General features: G+C 38.5%; 14 protein-coding genes. 6 read left to right on the plus strand and 8 right to left on the minus strand.

Annotated elements, in window-relative coordinates:
• Positions 1-67: 67 nt before the first annotated feature.
• Together H6F45_RS14235 and thrB are read left to right on the plus strand one after the other, a co-directional pair.
• Positions 68-214, plus strand: coding sequence for a hypothetical protein (locus H6F45_RS14235; RefSeq protein ID WP_190347485.1), 147 nt, complete (start codon positions 68-70; stop codon positions 212-214).
• 174 nt (positions 215-388) lie between these two features.
• Positions 389-1,300 carry a homoserine kinase gene (thrB, locus tag H6F45_RS14240; RefSeq protein ID WP_190347486.1) on the plus strand — a complete coding sequence of 304 codons (912 nt, stop codon included), beginning with the start codon at positions 389-391 and terminating at the stop codon, positions 1,298-1,300.
• A 109-nt stretch (positions 1,301-1,409) separates the two neighbouring features.
• On the opposite strand, the gene H6F45_RS14245 is transcribed toward thrB, so the two are convergent.
• Positions 1,410-2,561, minus strand: coding sequence for an extracellular solute-binding protein (locus H6F45_RS14245; RefSeq protein WP_190347487.1), 1,152 nt, complete (start codon positions 2,559-2,561; stop codon positions 1,410-1,412).
• 453 nt (positions 2,562-3,014) lie between these two features.
• On the opposite strand from H6F45_RS14245, the gene H6F45_RS14250 reads away from it, so the two are divergent.
• A complete protein-coding gene (locus H6F45_RS14250; RefSeq protein ID WP_096572176.1) occupies positions 3,015-3,389 on the plus strand; it encodes a hypothetical protein in 375 nt (124 codons plus the stop codon).
• Here the strand turns inward: H6F45_RS14250 and cobT are convergent.
• The 3 genes from cobT to H6F45_RS14265 all read right to left on the minus strand — a co-directional run bounded on the left by cobT (position 3,366) and on the right by H6F45_RS14265 (position 6,150).
• Positions 3,366-4,490, minus strand: a complete 1,125-nt coding sequence (cobT, locus tag H6F45_RS14255) for a nicotinate mononucleotide-dependent phosphoribosyltransferase CobT (protein WP_190347488.1) — start codon at positions 4,488-4,490, stop codon at positions 3,366-3,368. The genes H6F45_RS14250 and cobT overlap by 24 nt on opposite strands.
• Positions 4,491-4,583: 93 nt before the next feature.
• Positions 4,584-5,318, minus strand: coding sequence for a DUF2232 domain-containing protein (locus H6F45_RS14260; RefSeq protein WP_190347489.1), 735 nt, complete (start codon positions 5,316-5,318; stop codon positions 4,584-4,586).
• 133 nt (positions 5,319-5,451) lie between these two features.
• A complete protein-coding gene (locus H6F45_RS14265) occupies positions 5,452-6,150 on the minus strand; it encodes a Crp/Fnr family transcriptional regulator (protein ID WP_137666234.1) in 699 nt (232 codons plus the stop codon).
• A 413-nt stretch (positions 6,151-6,563) separates the two neighbouring features.
• On the opposite strand from H6F45_RS14265, the gene H6F45_RS14270 reads away from it, so the two are divergent.
• Positions 6,564-10,970 (plus strand): hypothetical protein, encoded by a 4,407-nt coding sequence (locus H6F45_RS14270; RefSeq protein ID WP_190347490.1) that lies wholly within the window; start codon positions 6,564-6,566, stop codon positions 10,968-10,970.
• 534 nt (positions 10,971-11,504) lie between these two features.
• Here the strand turns inward: H6F45_RS14270 and H6F45_RS14275 are convergent.
• The gene (locus tag H6F45_RS14275) at positions 11,505-12,338 is read right to left on the minus strand and encodes a carbohydrate ABC transporter permease (RefSeq protein ID WP_096572171.1); all 834 of its coding nucleotides are present in this window, start codon (positions 12,336-12,338) and stop codon (positions 11,505-11,507) included.
• Between the two features lie 435 nt (positions 12,339-12,773).
• Here H6F45_RS14275 and H6F45_RS14280 point away from each other — a divergent pair, with 435 nt between their 5' ends.
• On the plus strand, positions 12,774-14,426 hold the full coding sequence (locus H6F45_RS14280; RefSeq protein WP_190347491.1) for a metallophosphoesterase: 1,653 nt from the start codon (positions 12,774-12,776) through the stop codon (positions 14,424-14,426).
• A 100-nt stretch (positions 14,427-14,526) separates the two neighbouring features.
• Here the strand turns inward: H6F45_RS14280 and mdh are convergent, their stop codons facing one another.
• Positions 14,527-15,510: a malate dehydrogenase gene (gene mdh, locus H6F45_RS14285; protein WP_190347492.1), complete on the minus strand. Its 984-nt coding sequence runs from the start codon at positions 15,508-15,510 to the stop codon at positions 14,527-14,529.
• Between the two features lie 204 nt (positions 15,511-15,714).
• Between mdh and H6F45_RS14290 the strand changes: the two genes are divergently transcribed.
• On the plus strand, positions 15,715-15,945 hold the full coding sequence (locus H6F45_RS14290; RefSeq protein WP_190347493.1) for a hypothetical protein: 231 nt from the start codon (positions 15,715-15,717) through the stop codon (positions 15,943-15,945).
• A gap of 63 nt (positions 15,946-16,008) precedes the next feature.
• On the opposite strand, the gene H6F45_RS14295 is transcribed toward H6F45_RS14290, so the two are convergent.
• The gene (locus tag H6F45_RS14295) at positions 16,009-16,224 is read right to left on the minus strand and encodes an NAD(P)H-quinone oxidoreductase subunit O (RefSeq protein ID WP_096572168.1); all 216 of its coding nucleotides are present in this window, start codon (positions 16,222-16,224) and stop codon (positions 16,009-16,011) included.
• 121 nt (positions 16,225-16,345) lie between these two features.
• Positions 16,346-16,858, minus strand: coding sequence for a hypothetical protein (locus tag H6F45_RS14300; RefSeq protein WP_096572167.1), 513 nt, complete (start codon positions 16,856-16,858; stop codon positions 16,346-16,348).
• Positions 16,859-16,961 lie beyond the last annotated feature (103 nt).

A 16,961-nucleotide genomic window follows, 5' to 3' on the forward strand; every position in this document is an offset into this window, starting at 1 on the left:
GGCTATCCATTATAAACATCTTTCTTAACAATCTTAAAACCTATACTTGGTAAAGGTTTCAAGACTTTTGAATTTACCTGATCTTGACAAAATGCACCTCATCTTTATTGATAAAAACCTCATTTTATTGAGAATCAGCAACGGAGGATTAAGGGTTGGGGGTCTGCAAGCGATCGCTCTCATGAATGTTAAGAAAGATGTGGGTAATGGATAGCTTTTTAAGGGGGATTTAGGGGAATCTACAAGTGTTTTATGCAAAACGACAAAGTTTTCAGACATCCGGTGAGTTTGTGTTTAGCCCAAGCAATCGCTGTCTAAAATGTCAGTTTTAGTGTTAAATTATTCCTTTCCATGAGATGCTATTTTATTGATTAATAAATATCGGCAAATGTCTACTATTTCTACTGTTACTGTTAAGGTCCCTGCTACTACTGCTAATTTAGGTCCTGGTTTTGACTGCATCGGTGCGGCTTTGCAACTGCACAATGAATTTAAGTTTACTCACAATGATGGCGGTTTGGTGATTCAGGTTTCTGGGACGGAAGCCGATAAGGTGCAAACTGATGAAAGTAATCTGCTTTATCAGGCTTTTGTCAAGTTATATGAATATATCCAGGAAACACCGCCTTCTGTGAAAATTGAAATTAAGTTGGGTGTACCCTTAGCCAGAGGTTTGGGAAGTTCTGCTACTGCTATTGTGGGTGGTTTGGTTGCTGGTAATGCGTTAGCGGGTTCGCCGTTGTCTGATATGCAGGTAATGGAATTGGCGATCGCAATGGAAGGACATCCTGATAATGTTGTTCCTGCTTTTTTGGGTGGATGTCGTTTAGCGGCCACTGGTTTGAATGGTTGGAAAATTTGTGATCTGACTTGGCACAAAGATATTATACCTGTGGTGGCAATTCCTGATTTTGAGTTATCAACTTCGGAAGCCCGTAAGGTTTTACCTACGGAAATAAGTCGGGCTGATGCGATTTTTAATGCTGCTCATTTGGGTTTGTTGTTGCGGGCTTTGGCAACGAGTAGGGAAGAATGGCTAAAAGCTGCTTTGCAAGATAAATTACATCAACCCTATCGTAAGGCTTTGATTCCTGGTTATGATGATGTAGAAACTTCTGCTTTAGCTGCTGGTGCTTATGGGATGGTTATTAGTGGTGCAGGACCTACGCTTTTAGCTTTGACTGATAATTTACATACACAAGCTGTAGTAACTGCGATGGCTAATGCTTGGAAGCAAGAGGGAATTACTTCTCATGTGCGATCGCTCCCCATTGATGTGCAAGGGGCAGTTATTTTGTAAGCGGTGATTTTTTGACACTCTGCGTCCTAAAGGATCGCAGATTCTTAGTTCAACGAGTCCACTTAGATTAGATCCCTTGCGGTGTCTAACAAGCGAGGTGGTTCTCTCCCTAGCCTGTATTTTTCATTTTCTTAAATAAAGATTCATATTGCTGTGTTGCTGCTGCTGATAATGGGATAATAAATTCGCTTTTCTCCAACAATTCCTGATTAGTTAATAATAGGTTTTGTAATGGTTGGGAAATATCAGAGGCAGCAATATTTGTGGTAATAGGCGTGTTGGTTTTAGTCAATATAGTAATTTCCTTAGCTATATTTGGTTGCCAACAAAAATTAATCCATTCGGATGATAAATTGCTTTGCTCAACTCCTGCTGGTTTTACCCATAAGTCTGCCCAAATTGCTGTTCCTGATTGGGGAATTATAGCATTAAGTTTAGGATAACGACTGAGTACAGGTATAACATCATTTGACCAACCCACAGCTAACCAAGTATCTCCCATAATTAGCGGTTCTAGGTATGTAGTGGAATCATAGAATTTAACTTGTTGATTTAATGTTTTTAATTCTGTTTCTAAATCGGAAATTTCTGCAAGATTTTCTGTATTATAGGATTTTCCGAGTTTCTTTAAAACTAACCCAATTACTTCTCTAGGATGGTTGAGTAGGGAAATGCGCGATCGCAACTCACTGCGCCATAAATCACTCCAATCTTGTGGTTGCCAATCAAATTGTTGCAACTTTTCCCGATTATAAACAATTACTGTATTACCCCAGCGATAAGGTGCAGCCCAAACCTTACCTTGTGGATCTATATTTCCTTGATCATCCCTTTTTACCGGTTGTTGCCATTTTGGATTTAAAGTTGACCATTGTTTAATTTTTTCTGTTTCCAATGGTTGAATTAATTTCTGTTCAATAGCTGCTTTTAGCCAATAATCTCCTAATGTTACTAAGTCAGATTTAGTAACTTTTTGATTTTGCCTAAATGGAATCAAACGACTCCATCCTTCTTTGTTATTAGCGTCTGGTTGTTGCCAAGTTTGTAACTGTTTAAATAAATCATAAATTTGATTAACAGGGACAAACTTGAAATTTACCTCTGACTGTACAGTTTTGCGAAATTGATTAACAACGTGTCCAGGTATAGAACCTTTTAAAACCTGTACTTTGAACTGTGACTCATTTTCGCGGTTACACCCAATTAACATTTGGGAAACTATCATACCGCTTGTACCTAGTAAAAAAAACCGTCGATCCATTTATTTTCAACTTTAGGGCTATCAACATAATCTTAACCATAGGAGCAAAATTTGCTAAGAAAATAACAATATCTCACTCCTGTATCTTTAGAAACCGATGATAACAAATTGTAACTGATTATTAGCAGGACTTACGCAAAATAGAACGAAAGTAGGGGTAATTCATGAATTACCCCTAGACAAGAATCAGCTTTTTAGTACAATCTTGCGTATAGCAATATTCACATCTTGTAACTTTCCCATCAGTGTTGGTGAGCAATGCCCCCTAATACTTCAATTTATTAATAAATATTTGAGTGATATGGATAGATTTTATTGATGTACATATATAATTAATAATCTCTTTCACAACCTACCAAGAAAAATATCAAAGATTAAATAAATCATAAGTATTTTTAACATTGCCAGTAAATTGAATAACATAGAAACACTATTTGGGAATAAAGGTATTAAATGGACTCACTGCAAACACAGATACTGACTTTGAGCCAGAAAGTAGATGCTCTATACCAGGTGATTGAAAACCTTGACAGGAAACTGTCTCAGGGTTTGACTGATTGCTTTTTAGAGCAAAAACAGCCAAAAGATAATTATCTAGAAAATCATGAAGTTGAAATGTTCAACTTCAAACCACAGATTACTTTCAATTCTAATTTGGAACATAAGGATGTGTTAATAGATGGCATTTATCCAGATATGAATATGCAAGCTGGAGATAGGCAAATAACACCAGAAATTCAAATCCAACGACTAACAGCACAATTAACAGCGGCATATAATCGTATTGCTGCTTTAGAAGAACAATTAATGCGACAACGAATTTATTAATTGTGTCATTTGGGCTTCAATGGCTGTTAAAAGTTGTTCTTGCAACCAATTTTGACTGAGATAGGCCGCTAGACACGCTGCTCCAGCACCAACACCTTCTTTGACAAAACCCTGCTCATAAGCTTGGAGTTGGGGATAACGAGAATTAGCAAAACTTAATTGTGTAGCTAGTAGGGGAGGAGTGATTTTACCCCAACTAAAGTTGTTTTTACCCAAGCTGAGGGCTAAGTCAACTGTAGCCCCGGTAGTGTCTTCTGCTACCCAACGGGTTGTACCGACGATAATAGCTTCTGGTTGCCAAGATAAAGAGTAAGCTTGAGCGATCGCTTGCACTAAAGCATAAACAGCCAGCATTTGTGTACCACCAGCCAGCAAAACCCCACAACGCCGACTAGCAGCGATCGCCATCCCAGCTACCACTACTTGCATGGGATCACCTACTGCTGCTACAAGTTCCAGAGGATCTGTAAAATTGTGTCGGTTTTCCAAACCTGCTTGTACTACAGCCCACTTTTGTGCATGATTACAAACAGGATGACTACTATTAACTTTTCCAGCCGCATCAATACCTAAACCAGTTAAAATTGCCAAAGCAGTTGTAGTACCACCCACAACACACTCACTTAAAATTAGATATCCCTGAGAGTGTTTAGCACCGAGTTGATCACCCCAAAGTAAACCTTGTTCCAGCAAATGTTTAACTGTGGCTATTTCCATAGCTGCACCTGTGCTTAAACACCTAGCAGTCGTGCCTCCCAAATCAATTAATGGTACAGCCGGAATCAAAGGTAAACCCGCATTAAACAAATAAACTGGTATTTTTAGTTCTTCCACCACAGCACGAGAAATTAGCACCGGGGAAGCGCCAGCAGTCAAAGGTGGTAAGGGATATTGAGGCTGATGTGCTGCACCATAATACAAAAATTCCGCATCAGCACAAGCAGTATATTTTCTATCCTCTGGAGTCAAACCAGCAGCAGAAATACCAGGAATCAAACAAGTTTCTGTAAAACCTAAAACACAGGCAAAAATAGGTAAACTACCATAATAACGTTTGAGCCATGCTTCACCCTGTTCAATTTGGGTATAAATTTTAATCATTCTTATTAGTCATAGGGAATAGGGAATAGGGAACAGGGAAGAGACAGGAGTTTATGAATTATCAATTATCAATTATCAATTATCAATTATTAATTAACCTTCATAATCCAACAAGATTTGTACCCAACGTGGGGGACGGGGGATAGGATTTCCCAGACGATCCAAAAGTAACCATGCTGCCAGATGTACCACAAACAAATAAATCAAGTTGTTGAATGCAATCAAAAGCATCCCCCCCACCTGAACAACAAACACATTGGGAGTGGCTAATATTTGCAGTTTCAGGAATATCCATTCAATAATTTCTGTCACCTGGTTAATCACATAAACCCACAAATCTTCACCAGATAAAACCGACAGTAACCACAGACGGAAAAACACACCCAAAGTACCCAGGAGCATACCTAAAGTAATTGACACAATCCAAGGTACACGACGATGCCAAGTTGCCCCTAAAAGTACACCCATCAAACCAAAAGGCATCACGAATAACATACTGCGAACAGGTCCCATCAGCACCGCCAACAGTAAACCAGATGTTACCGCAGCCATCCAGGCAGCACGTTTACCCCAGCGCAAATAAACTAAAGCAATGGGTAAAGGGAAAAACATCCGTAAAACCGGACCAAAAGGAAAATAAAAATTAATAAACCAAATTAAACTAGCTGTACTGGCTAAAAATGCCGTTTCCACCATCCTCAAAGGAGCATCAACTTTAAGTTGGGGACGCTTTAAGTGTTGGTGTATATCTGGCTGATTACCAGGCTTTGATGATTCAGGTGATGAATCTTCTCCCGGTTCATCTGGCATAGAATCTAAAATACTCATATCATGTTTGTTTTAACACCTATCATATCTGTTTTGCTTGGTGATTGGTGATTGGTGATTGGTGATTGGGAATAATATTACCCATTCCCCATTCCCCATTCCCCATTCCCCATTCCCTATTCCCTATTCCCTATTAAATGATCATTTTTTCCAAAGCTACTAGATCGGGGATACACATTACATCTTGTTCCCGGATAATCAAGCCTTTTTTTTCTAACCTTGTCAGTACGCGTGTAACTGTTTCCCGTGCCAGTCCACTCAAACTGCTCAATTCTCGATGGGGTAAATTAGGAATTTCTGTACCTGTTTCTCCTATCTTACCCTGTCCCTCTGCTAAAAATAGCAAAGTATCTGCTACCCGTGATTGACTATCTGATTCTCGCAGACGCAAACGACGATTTACTTGTCTTAATCGTCGCGCCATTAATTGGGATAATCTCATTCCCGCTAAAGGTTCTGTTTGCAACAATTTGACAAAATCTTGAGCAGGCATACTGCCTATCATGGTTGGGGTAAGAGTTATGACATCAGTGGAACGGGGAACTTCATCTAGTGCCGCCATTTCTCCAAATAATTCCCCATGCCCAATAATGTTTAGTGTTACCTCTTTTCCTTCTAAATTGTATGTACGGATTTTTACCCATCCCTCTAAAATAAAATATACTGAACCACCCCAGTCATTTTCTAGCAGGATCACTTGGTTGGCTGGGTGGGTACGGGTAACAAGATTGGTGAGGGCTGTTTCTACAATAGATTCAGGCAACCCTTGAAAAAAGGGTGCTGAAGTGATCAAGTTTTGAGCGGATGTCTGCAAGCTATATCGGTCTTCCATTAGGACATATTTATTTAAGCTGCTATGAACAGAACAAGTAAGATCGGTGTTTTTAGCCTTACCTATCAAATTATTACAGCCGCTTTCAAAGAGGAGACTAAACTATGTTACACAAGAAAACGACAAATAATTTTTTCTCAACAATTTTTACTTTCCCTTAGTATTTGCTGATTAAATACACCAGGCTTAACCCCCCTGTCACCAATACCACGAATTTGATTTTACCTTAACCTAACGCAAAATTTGGCAAACTACCTAAAAACAAAGCTAATCATCTAGATCAAGTTGCATCTCTGAGTGATTCATAACATAATTGCCGTCAGAAGTACGAGCAATAAATTTGGTTACTCAGTGCTTTTGTAAACTTAATTACCATAAACATCACAGTACATTTCTAGCTAAGGTAATTTAACGTGACTTCCCGTAAAGATGAAATTCACAAACTGATTGCAGATATTGACAACTTGCTTGCCAATAGTGGTAATCCCCTATCAAAACTGCTGTCTGGTCAGGGACAAGAAGAGAGAGATGTTTTACAGCGAGTGCGTGAGTTTCTTGTCAAACTCAATGAAAGTGAGACACCAGAAGAAACTCCTGTGGAGCAATCACAGACACAACCACTGTCATCTTTGTTGGCGCGATATGTGGAGCAGGAGCATAACCAAGCTGGATCAAAGTCTTATCAATCCCAACAGCCACAGGCTAATTTTACCGCAGAACAATTAAAAGATGAAATTTCGGTTGTGCTTCAACCTTTGCAGGCAGAATTATCAAGTCTGTTGCAAGAAAGAGCTTCTCTTGTCCAGGAAATTAGACAGCTAGAGCAAAAGCGACTGCAAAACTATTCCTTAACACAGCAGTTAGCCACCCAAGAGCAGATAATTAGCGAATTTTTACAAGTGCTAATCAGTCGTTTAGTGCCAAATTTAATTCCATATTTAACAAGAAATGCAGCTAATTCTTCTAGTTTGACTACAGGTGAAACTAAGCAAGAAGTCAGCAACTCTGCTATTCAACCTGTTGTGGAATCCGTCGAAGGGTTAGAAAGGTTAGCTAGTTTGGCGAAGGAGTTGGATCAACGTTTACTATCACTAGATGGAACTGTTAACGTTATCTTTGAGGCATTAGAGCGTAACATTAACACTTATTATCAGTCTTTATCCCAAGCACTGGCAAGAATGCACAGTCAGGGGTTGCAAGGTGAACAGTTGATGGCAAATTTTCTGAATAATTTGCATCAGACTTTACAAATACAATCTCCAGATGCTCCACCTTTAACCTTTGGATTAGATTCTGCAACAGAAGTACAACCTGTTTCTTCTGTTGCTGAGGAATTAATTCAGGATACTGTGACTGCGGACACTCAAGAACCTGAGATTGTGGAAAATCTGGAAGCAGTGCTTTCACAACTGACTGCACAACCAGCACCAGTTTCAGCAGTTGATAGTTTTATTAGGTCTAATATTAGTTCTGATGAAACTCCATCAGAGAATGGGGAGGAATTAATTCAGGATACTGTGACTGCGGACACTCAAGAACCTGAGATTGTGGAGAATTTGGAAGCAGTGCTTTCACAATTGACTGCACAACCAGCACCAGTTTCAGCAGTTGATAGTTTTATTAGTTCTAATATTAGTTCTGATGAAACTCCATCAGAGAATGGGGAGGAATTAATTCAGGATACTGTGACTGCGGACATTCAAGAACCTGAGATTGTGGAGAATTTGGAGGCAGTGCTGTTACAACTGAGGTCAGATGAGATTTCAAGTTCAGTTGCTGCTTCTTTTACCACCCCTGATGAAACTCAGTCAGAGAGTATTGATGAAGTAGATGAACTTTATGCGAGTTTGTTTGGTGGTGCAGATAGGATTAAATCAACAGAATCGACTACAGAATCTACTGCTGTGCCAGTGGTGACAAGTGAGGTAGATAACACTGCTGAGATTAGTGAAAGTATGTCAGCATCACTAATTATTCCAGAAGCACAAGAAGAAGCACAAGAGCTTAATGTGCAGGTGTCGTCAGAGAGTGTAGAGCAAGAGGATTTAAATATTTTTGAGCAGAGTAACAATTTTCCACCTGAAAATGCGGCTATGGTTGTAGAAACCACAGAGCCAGCATCATCTGATTTATGGGAAAAATCCTTGTTGCCAGAGGATACGCAATCACAAGCTGAATTTGCCAGCACTCCTACATTACTGAACTTTCATCCAGATAGTAGTGATACAATCACAGTCCTGACGGACTTGTTAGTTGATGTCTTCGGTGAAGAACAAGTTACAGAAGCTTTAGCTGTTGATGATCATCCAGACACGACAGAACTAGAGACTCCCATAGTTAGCTCTGCTGTAGAGGAATCGACAGAGACACAAAATTTAGCATCTGCTTACATTCTGGCTTCACCACAGGAAAATTTACTATCTATAGATAACACGGATACAGAGACGCAAGGTATACCGAATATTGTTTTAGATGAAGCGCAGTTGCAACAATTGGATCGAGATTTAACCAATTTTGATTGGCGGTTAAATTCTGAATCGCAACAGACAACGAATGTAGAAAGTTTGCAGGATTCGGTATCTGAAGGTCAGAATATTCTCCGGGATATCCTGGATACAGGAATGCAGTTGATGGAATCTCCTAGCAGCACAGCAACAGAAAATATCCCATTAGCTGCTGTTTCTAATGTGAATAGTCCGCAAAGTCCGCAAACTGAAAAAAAAAAGGAAGTCACAAATTCTTCACCAGAAGTTGCTTTGCTTGGCGATAACAAGTTAAGTGATAATTCTGTGTTGAGAGTCAACGACCCAAACTTTGTTTGGTATTTAGGAATTGATTTGGGTACAACTGGGATTTCCGCGGCGTTGTTGAATCGTTCGCAGTTGGTTGTGTATCCGATCTACTGGTCAACAGAAAATCCATTAGGTAATACTGCTTTTGAGCAATCTTTTCGTTTACCGGCAGAAGTTTATTTACCTACGGCTTCCATACCTCATTCAGACGCAGAAAGCAGAGAAAGTAGAGAAAATAGAGAAAATAGAGAAAATAGAGAGCAGACAACACCTGCGGCAGTGGCACAGGATCAAACTCACTCCACAACAGCACCGAAACAAAATCTTTACTCTGCTCATTTAAAGCCTTTTTTAGACATAGGGATTCCCTATAGAACTACGCAGCAAAAATGGGAACCTGTATTGCAGTTAAATGAATTTTCCGCAGGTCCTTTGATTTGGGTGGTGCGATCGCTCTCGAAGTTACTGTTAACTCTCAAGTCGGATCAAACTAGTACAACTCCGGCTTTAATTGCTCATGCTGTGGGCATAGATCCTCAAGTTTTCTCTGCGATTATGAATAATATTACCGGTGTTGTTTGTAGTTGTCCTTCTAGTTGGTCTGAACAATATCGTTTTAATGTGCGGGAAGCAATACTGGCTAGTCAGCTTGTTTCCCATCCCCAAGAGATATTTTTTGTGGAGGAGGCGATCGCTAGTTTGCTGCCAGAACTTAATCCTAGCAATTCTCCTTCAGTACAGTTGCATGACAATCAAGGTTTGCGTCCTTTAAAAACCAGTGAAAATTTCCATGGGGGTACAACCCTGGCTCTAAATATTGGTGCTACTGCTACAGAGATGGCATTGGTTGATTTACCGGCAGATTTGAGCCAATTAACATACAGAGATTTTATGCTTCACAGTTTTGCCTATGCTGGTAAGGCTATGGAGCAGGATATTATTTGTCAGTTGCTACTACCACCAAAATCTCGCCAACCCCGTGGGAGGTCAAAAGCTAACAGTAGCATTTCTAGTAGTAATCCTTGGCATTGGCAACCCTCAATTCCTGGTTTAGACCAGATACAATGGTCTAGTTTGAGTTTGGAAGCGTTAGAACTACCACGAGTTGGAGAACCGGATCTACTTTCCCGCATCCGCTTCCAGCAAAAGTTAGAAAGTTCTTTGTTGGGACAAGGATTGTTAGATGCTGCTCTGGCTCTGAAGCTGATTTTGCAACATCAAGAATCTTTCACTCTGGAGTTAGCAGATCAGTGCTGGATATTGCAGCGACGAGATTTGGAAACTCAGGTTTTTGTCCCCTACATACGTCGTCTCAACCGGGAACTGAATAAATTATTAGTAGCTCGTGGTATTCCTACGGAAGCTGTTGATCAGACAATTATTTCTGGTGGGGTGGCTGCTATTGCTACAGTCAACCGTTGGTTAAGACAAAAACTTCCCAATGCCAAAATTATTCAGGATTTATATCTGGGTGAAAATGGCGCTCCTAAATGTAGTCGGGTGGCTTATGGGTTGGCTACCTTACCTCTACATCCCCAGGTTTTAGAAGTACCTAAACAACAGTATACAGATTACTTCTTGTTTTCGGAATTGCTGAAAATTTTACCGCATAGCTCAGGTGGTGAAACTATGCGTTCTCTATCTTTTGGTGAAATTCTGCAATTGTTTGAGAATCGTGGCATCAATACCCGCATTTGTCAACAGCGTTTGCTGGCTTTTTTGGAAGGTGAACTACCTGCTGGTTTAATACCTACTGCTGCTGAAATCTTACCAGAACCAGATGATAAACTTCTTTCAGGGCAAACATCTTTAAATTCTCTGTGGTTAGCAAAAACTTCTCAGGAAAATCCTGATTATCAGGCGATCGCCTCTGCACCATTGTTTCAAAAACAAGGAAATCTCACATATCGTCCCAATTCTCAACAACTTCTATTGTTGCGTCGTTATCTGGATGCTATCAAAGCTAGTTCTTTACAATCACTAGAAGAACCTTTAGCGGTTAACTTGATCTCAACTGTTAGCCAATAAATAGGGGTTGCTGAGAAAGTCTTTTCGTGGAGAAAGGGAACAGGGAGGAAAATTTTAGATTTTAGATTTTAGATTTTAGATTTTAGATTGGAGATAACAAAAACAATCCAAAATCCTTGCATCCAAAATCCAAAATTAATAACTCCTGACTCCTGTAAGGGCGTTCGCGAAGCGTGCTGGAAGCATCAGCATTCGGGCGATAAATTATCAATTTTGATCACAGGTTATTTTCCTGTAAGGGCGAAGCATTCGGGCGATAAATTATCAATTTTGATCACAGGTTATTTTCCTGTAAGGGCGAAGCATTCGGGCGATAAATTATCAATTTTGATCACAGGTTATTTTCCGAATGCTTCGCCCCTACTTCGCCCCTACTTCGCCCCTACTTCGCCCCTACGACTCCTGAATTTTTACACTTTGACTTTTGAATTGCAATTATCTAGGACTTACGCAAGATATGACTAAAAACCTTATTCTTGCGTAGGGGTAATTCATGAATTACCCCTACTTTCGTTCCCTTTTGCGTAAGTCCTGTTATCCTTTAACACCGCTACCTGTATCTGTGGGGACAATAAACCTTTGTAAAAAGAGAAATAACAGCAAAACTGGAGCAATTGAAATTACAGATCCAGCTGCTACTAATCGCCAATCTAAAGAAAATGTACCTGCTAATTTAGCCACTCCCAAGGGTAAAGTATATAAACTCTCATCTTGGATAACAATTAACGGCCATAAAAAGTCACTCCAAGCACCAATAAATACAAAAATAGCCAGAGTTATTAGTGCTGGTTGAATAGCGGGTAACATCACAAACCACCATAATCCTAACTCAGAACTACCATCCATGCGGGCGGCTTCTTCTATTTCTTTAGGCACTCCCATAAAAGCTTGTCTTAATAAAAAAATGCCAAAAGCAGAAGCTAAACTGGGAAAAATCATTCCTAAATAACTATTTGTTAACCCTAACTGCACTGTCAAAATATATAAGGGAATCATGACTATTTGAAAGGGAATCATAATTGTAGAAACAATCGCAATAAAAATTCCATTCCGTCCTAAAAATGATAATCTGGCTAAAGGATAAGCGGCTAAAGAACAAAACATTAAATTCAAAATTACAGTCAATACAGACACCAAAATACTATTATATAAATATTGCCCAAAAGGTAAAGATTGCCAAACACGAGAGAAATTATTTAAAGTCGGTTGAATGGGTAATAACTGGGGTGGAGACTGTAAAAGATTTTCGGTGGGTGATTTTAAGGCTGTACTAATGAGCCATAATAAGGGAAACAGGGTGAGGAGTGCGATCGCTGTCAATAATCCGTATATGATGAAGATTTGTCGGTTTGATTTTTGGATGTTCATATTTTTGTCTCACTCAAAGACGCAAAGTAATAAGAATTAAGTACCTGGGCAAAATTAATTTAACATTTTTGGAACAAACAAAAATCCCTGTATTCCTTATCTGTTACCTGTTACCTGTTACCTGTTACCTGTTACCTGTTACCTGTTACCTGTTACCTGTTACCTGTTACCTGTTACCTGTTACCTGTTACCTGTTCCCTCTCCCAAATATAAAATTTATTTTGCACGACTACTTATCTGTTATGCTGCTTTTGATATTGATTAAACTAACCGCAAAGTACGCAAAGTACACAAAGGAAGAAAAGAAGTCTTCTTTCCGTTTGAAGGTAGGAGTTCAGTTTTTGGAATAAGCACATGAAGAATACCCTAAATATTGTACTTTTTCTGGTAATATGTTTGACGGTAGTAAGTGTAAGTTATTTGGGATAAGCAACTATGATATCACCACCACAACTATTAACAGATCCATTTTTACAACTACCAACAGAAAATTCTGTGCGTGTAGTTTGGTTTACTGAGTTTGCCGGTGATAAACATTTGGTTGTTTACGGTGATAAATTTGATAGAAATTCAATTGCAAAAACTACTAAACTTAGTCGTGTTCGGGAAGATCAAGAGTCAAGAGTAGCAGATCAAAAGGCAAATGGGCAAGTTTATCAACAACCTGTAAAAAGAGATATTTGGCGACATGAAGCTGAAGTTACTGGTTTAACTCCTAATCTGCGAGTTCCCTATTTTGTCACCAGTATACGAGAAGATGGGAAAAAGGTTAATAGTGAGGTTTTTACTCTTGCACCTACTCCAAAACCCGGTACACCGTTAAAAGTTCTCCTCACATCTGATCATCAATTAAAACCAATGACAGCAGCAAATTTACAAAAAGTTGTGGAAACTGTGGGGAGAGTTGACGGTGTATGGTTTGCTGGAGATTTAATTAATGTTCCAGATCGTGCTTCTGAATGGTTTGATGATAATCGCGGAAATGCTTTATTTCCAGGTTTACAAGGTCGTGGTAATTATACAATGGAATCTAATGATGGTGTCAAGGTTACTTACACTGGTGGGAAAATTATTCAAAATGCCCCTATGTTTCCTTGTATTGGTAATCATGAAGTCATGGGAAGATATCAGAGAAAAAAGAGTTTAAATGATGAATTTAATGATACTGTTCCCCGTGAAGTAGCTGAAAATTTGTATGGTCAAAAATCTTTAATAGATAATTCTTTTAATACTATCACTTACGAGGAAATTTTTACTTTACCTGAAACTAAATCAGGAGGAAAAACCTATTACGCTGTGACTTTTGGTAATGTCCGTTTGGTGGTTTTGTATATTACTAATATGTGGCGACATCCTCAATTAAATTCAGAGAGAAAAGGTAGATATATAGAACCAGAAACAGATTTGAATAATCCTGAAAATTGGGGTTATGGACAGTTAATTTTTGAACCTAGTTTTAAAGGAAGTGATCAATATAATTGGTTGCAGGAAGAATTAAAAAGTCCTGAATTTCAACAGGCAAAATATAAGGTGGTTATGTTCCATCATCCTCCTCATACGTTGGGTGATAATATTGTTCCAGCTTACACTAATCCTTTACAGATTATTGAAAAAGATCAAACAGGAAATATTAAATCTGTAAATTACGAATATCCCAAAAATGCAGATTACATTATTCGTGATGTGATTCCTTTATTAGAAGCTGCTAAAGTGCAGTTAGTATTTTATGGACATTCCCATTTATGGAATAGGTTTGTTAGTTCTAGTGGAATGCACTTTTTAGAAACTTCTAATGTTGGTAATTCCTATGGTGCTGCTTGGGGTGAAAGAAAGCGATATATTCCTGTAAATTATTCAGAAGATAATTATACTAGAATTGGTGATCCTAATGGTTTAGAACCAGTTATACCAACGATTTCTCCATTATTAGGAGAAGATGGTCAACCTTTACCTTATATTGCTAGTAATGAGATTACAGTTTTCAGCATTTTCGACACGGGAACAGGTACTATTAGTAGTTATCGCTTTAATACCAAAAAACCTGATTCGCAAGTTGTAAAATTTGATCAATTTGTGATTGGTAATTGATAATAGTTGATAGTTAATAGGGAAACATCAAATTTATTACCCAGTCACCAGTCACCAGTCACCAGTCACTAGTCACCAATCACCAGTCACCAATCACCAGTCACCAGTCACCTATATTAGATAAAATTTCTTGCGCTCTTTTGATATTATTACTTACAGAATTAGCTGAAGTTTGTAAAGCTGCTTTTTCTGTATCGTTGAGAGTCAATTCTAAAATACTCTCGACTCCACCACATCCTAAACGACAAGGAACACCAATCACTACATCATTTAAACCATATTCACCTTGTAAATAAGCTGCAACTGGTAATAAGCGAGACTGATTTAATAAAATAGATTCTACCATCAAAGAAGTGGCAGAAGCAGGAGCAAAAAACGCGCCGCCTGTGTGCATTAATTCCACAATTTCTGCGCCGCCATTGCGTGTTCTTTGTACTAACTGTTCAATTTTTTCTGCATCTAATAATTCTGTAATCGGAATACCATTAACAGTAGCATAACGGGCTAAAGGAACCATTAAATCACCGTGACTTCCTAAAACCATTGCTTTGACATCCGCAGGTAAAACCCCTAATTCTAAAGCAATGAAAGTTTCAAATCTTGCTGAGTCTAAAACTCCAGCCATTCCCATGATTTGATTTCTGGGTAAACCTGTAACTTGCCAAGTTAAATAAGTCATCACATCTAAAGGATTTGTGACGACAATAAAAATAGCATGGGGAGAATGGGCGATCGCATTTTTTGCCGCTTCAACCACAATTTTGGCATTGATTTTTAGCAAATCATCCCTACTCATTCCCGGTTTGCGGGGAAAACCAGCGGTAATGACAACAATATTAGAATTAGCCGTATCTGCATAATTATTAGTACCGCTAATTTGCCGATTATGTAATTCTAATCCCCTCGCTTCTAACAAATCTAAAGCTAAACCTTGGGGCATTCCTTCGACAATATCTAACAATACTACATCGGCCAAATTTTTCTCCGCGATGCGTTGGGCTAAAGTGCTACCAACTCTACCCGCACCCACAATAGTCACACGGGGAGATTTACAGAAAACAGGGGAAGAAGGTAAATCAGACATAAGAAATATTTTCTTGACAATTGCAATTCCTGACTAATAGTAGAGTCAATACTTTTCGGTTAAGCCCAAAAAATAAAATTCTGTAGGTTGGGTTGAGGAACGAAACCCAACATTTATAGACATTTCTTGGGTTTTACTTTGTTCAACCCAACCTACAAAAATCCTTAACCGAACAGTATTGATAGTAGAGTAGATTAGTAGATATTGATATCCACTGAAGTTAGAAATTTAATTTCTAATTTAATTTGGAGCATCCCAATTTGGAAAAAAATCACCACAGCAAAACCAAAAAATCTCTTAAATTCTTTTACCTTTGTGTCCTTTGCGCCCTTTGCGGTTCAATCATATCCAGTTCCTTGGATTATTTTATTTCCTTGGATAGAAATAAATTTACAAATTTGGGAAACTCCCAATTATTTAGTCATCTTTAGATGACTTCAGCTATTAGCAAGGAACTTAAGTTCCTTGCGGGAATTGTACACTAAAGCACAACCTTTGTTATGCAAACTCTTCCAATTGTTCTAATTTTAACCAAATATTGGGAGTTGGTACTTTTCCGAACTTCACCAAAGCATAATCACCTTTAATATCTACTATTTCCCCTGGACTATCAAATAAATAGGAGGGAAAGCGAGTATCACTAGCTTTTGCTTCTACACTATTTTCCAACTTCTCGCGCACAGCACGAACCATATTTCCTTTTTTTACAGCCATGAGTTCCTCTGACGATTCATCAACGCTTTTACTAAAAATTTTATCTTGTGGGAAGATCAAAGGCAGATTTTCTTGAGTTAAAAAAGAGCAGAAACCCAGATACACGCAAGGTATTAAATACCTAAACAATACGGTTGACAATTGTCCATACTTCTCCATCAGAACGAACATGGGGAACTGAAATGGTTTTGAATCCGGTAATGAACGGTTTATAGTACACTTGCCAATACATGGGGCTAAGTTCATCAGCACAAGCTTTGAGTAGTTTAATTTCTTCTGCTAGTTCTTGTGCGAGTTCATTTACCCTTTGGGCGTGAATTTCGGCTACTTTTTTCGCTGCTTCTAATTCTTGTTGTTGTTGAGCAAGACGTTTAGAAAAAGTTAGTGAACCATTTAACTGAGCTTGTTTTTGTTGTTTTTGTTTTTCTAAAAAAGCGATCGCATTATCTATACCTTGAATTTCTGCCGCAATTTTGGGATTTTCCCTAGCTTGACGGCGATAAGCTTCAACTATTGCCAAATTTGTATTATTTTCACTAGATTCTATACTATTTTGAGTTAATGCAGCCCTTTCTCTTAGGAGAGCTTGAATTTGTGAGTTGAGTTCTTTGATTTCTACTTGAATTTTATCCATATATATATTATAATGATAGGCTACGGTAAATTTTAGCCCAAAGTGCGATTTCTTACAAAACATTAATAAACCGAGTTTTATATGTGTACGTTCGCAAATTAAA

The sequence above is a fragment of the Sphaerospermopsis sp. FACHB-1194 genome (genome assembly GCF_014696235.1).
Taxonomy (GTDB): domain Bacteria; phylum Cyanobacteriota; class Cyanobacteriia; order Cyanobacteriales; family Nostocaceae; genus Sphaerospermopsis; species Sphaerospermopsis kisseleviana.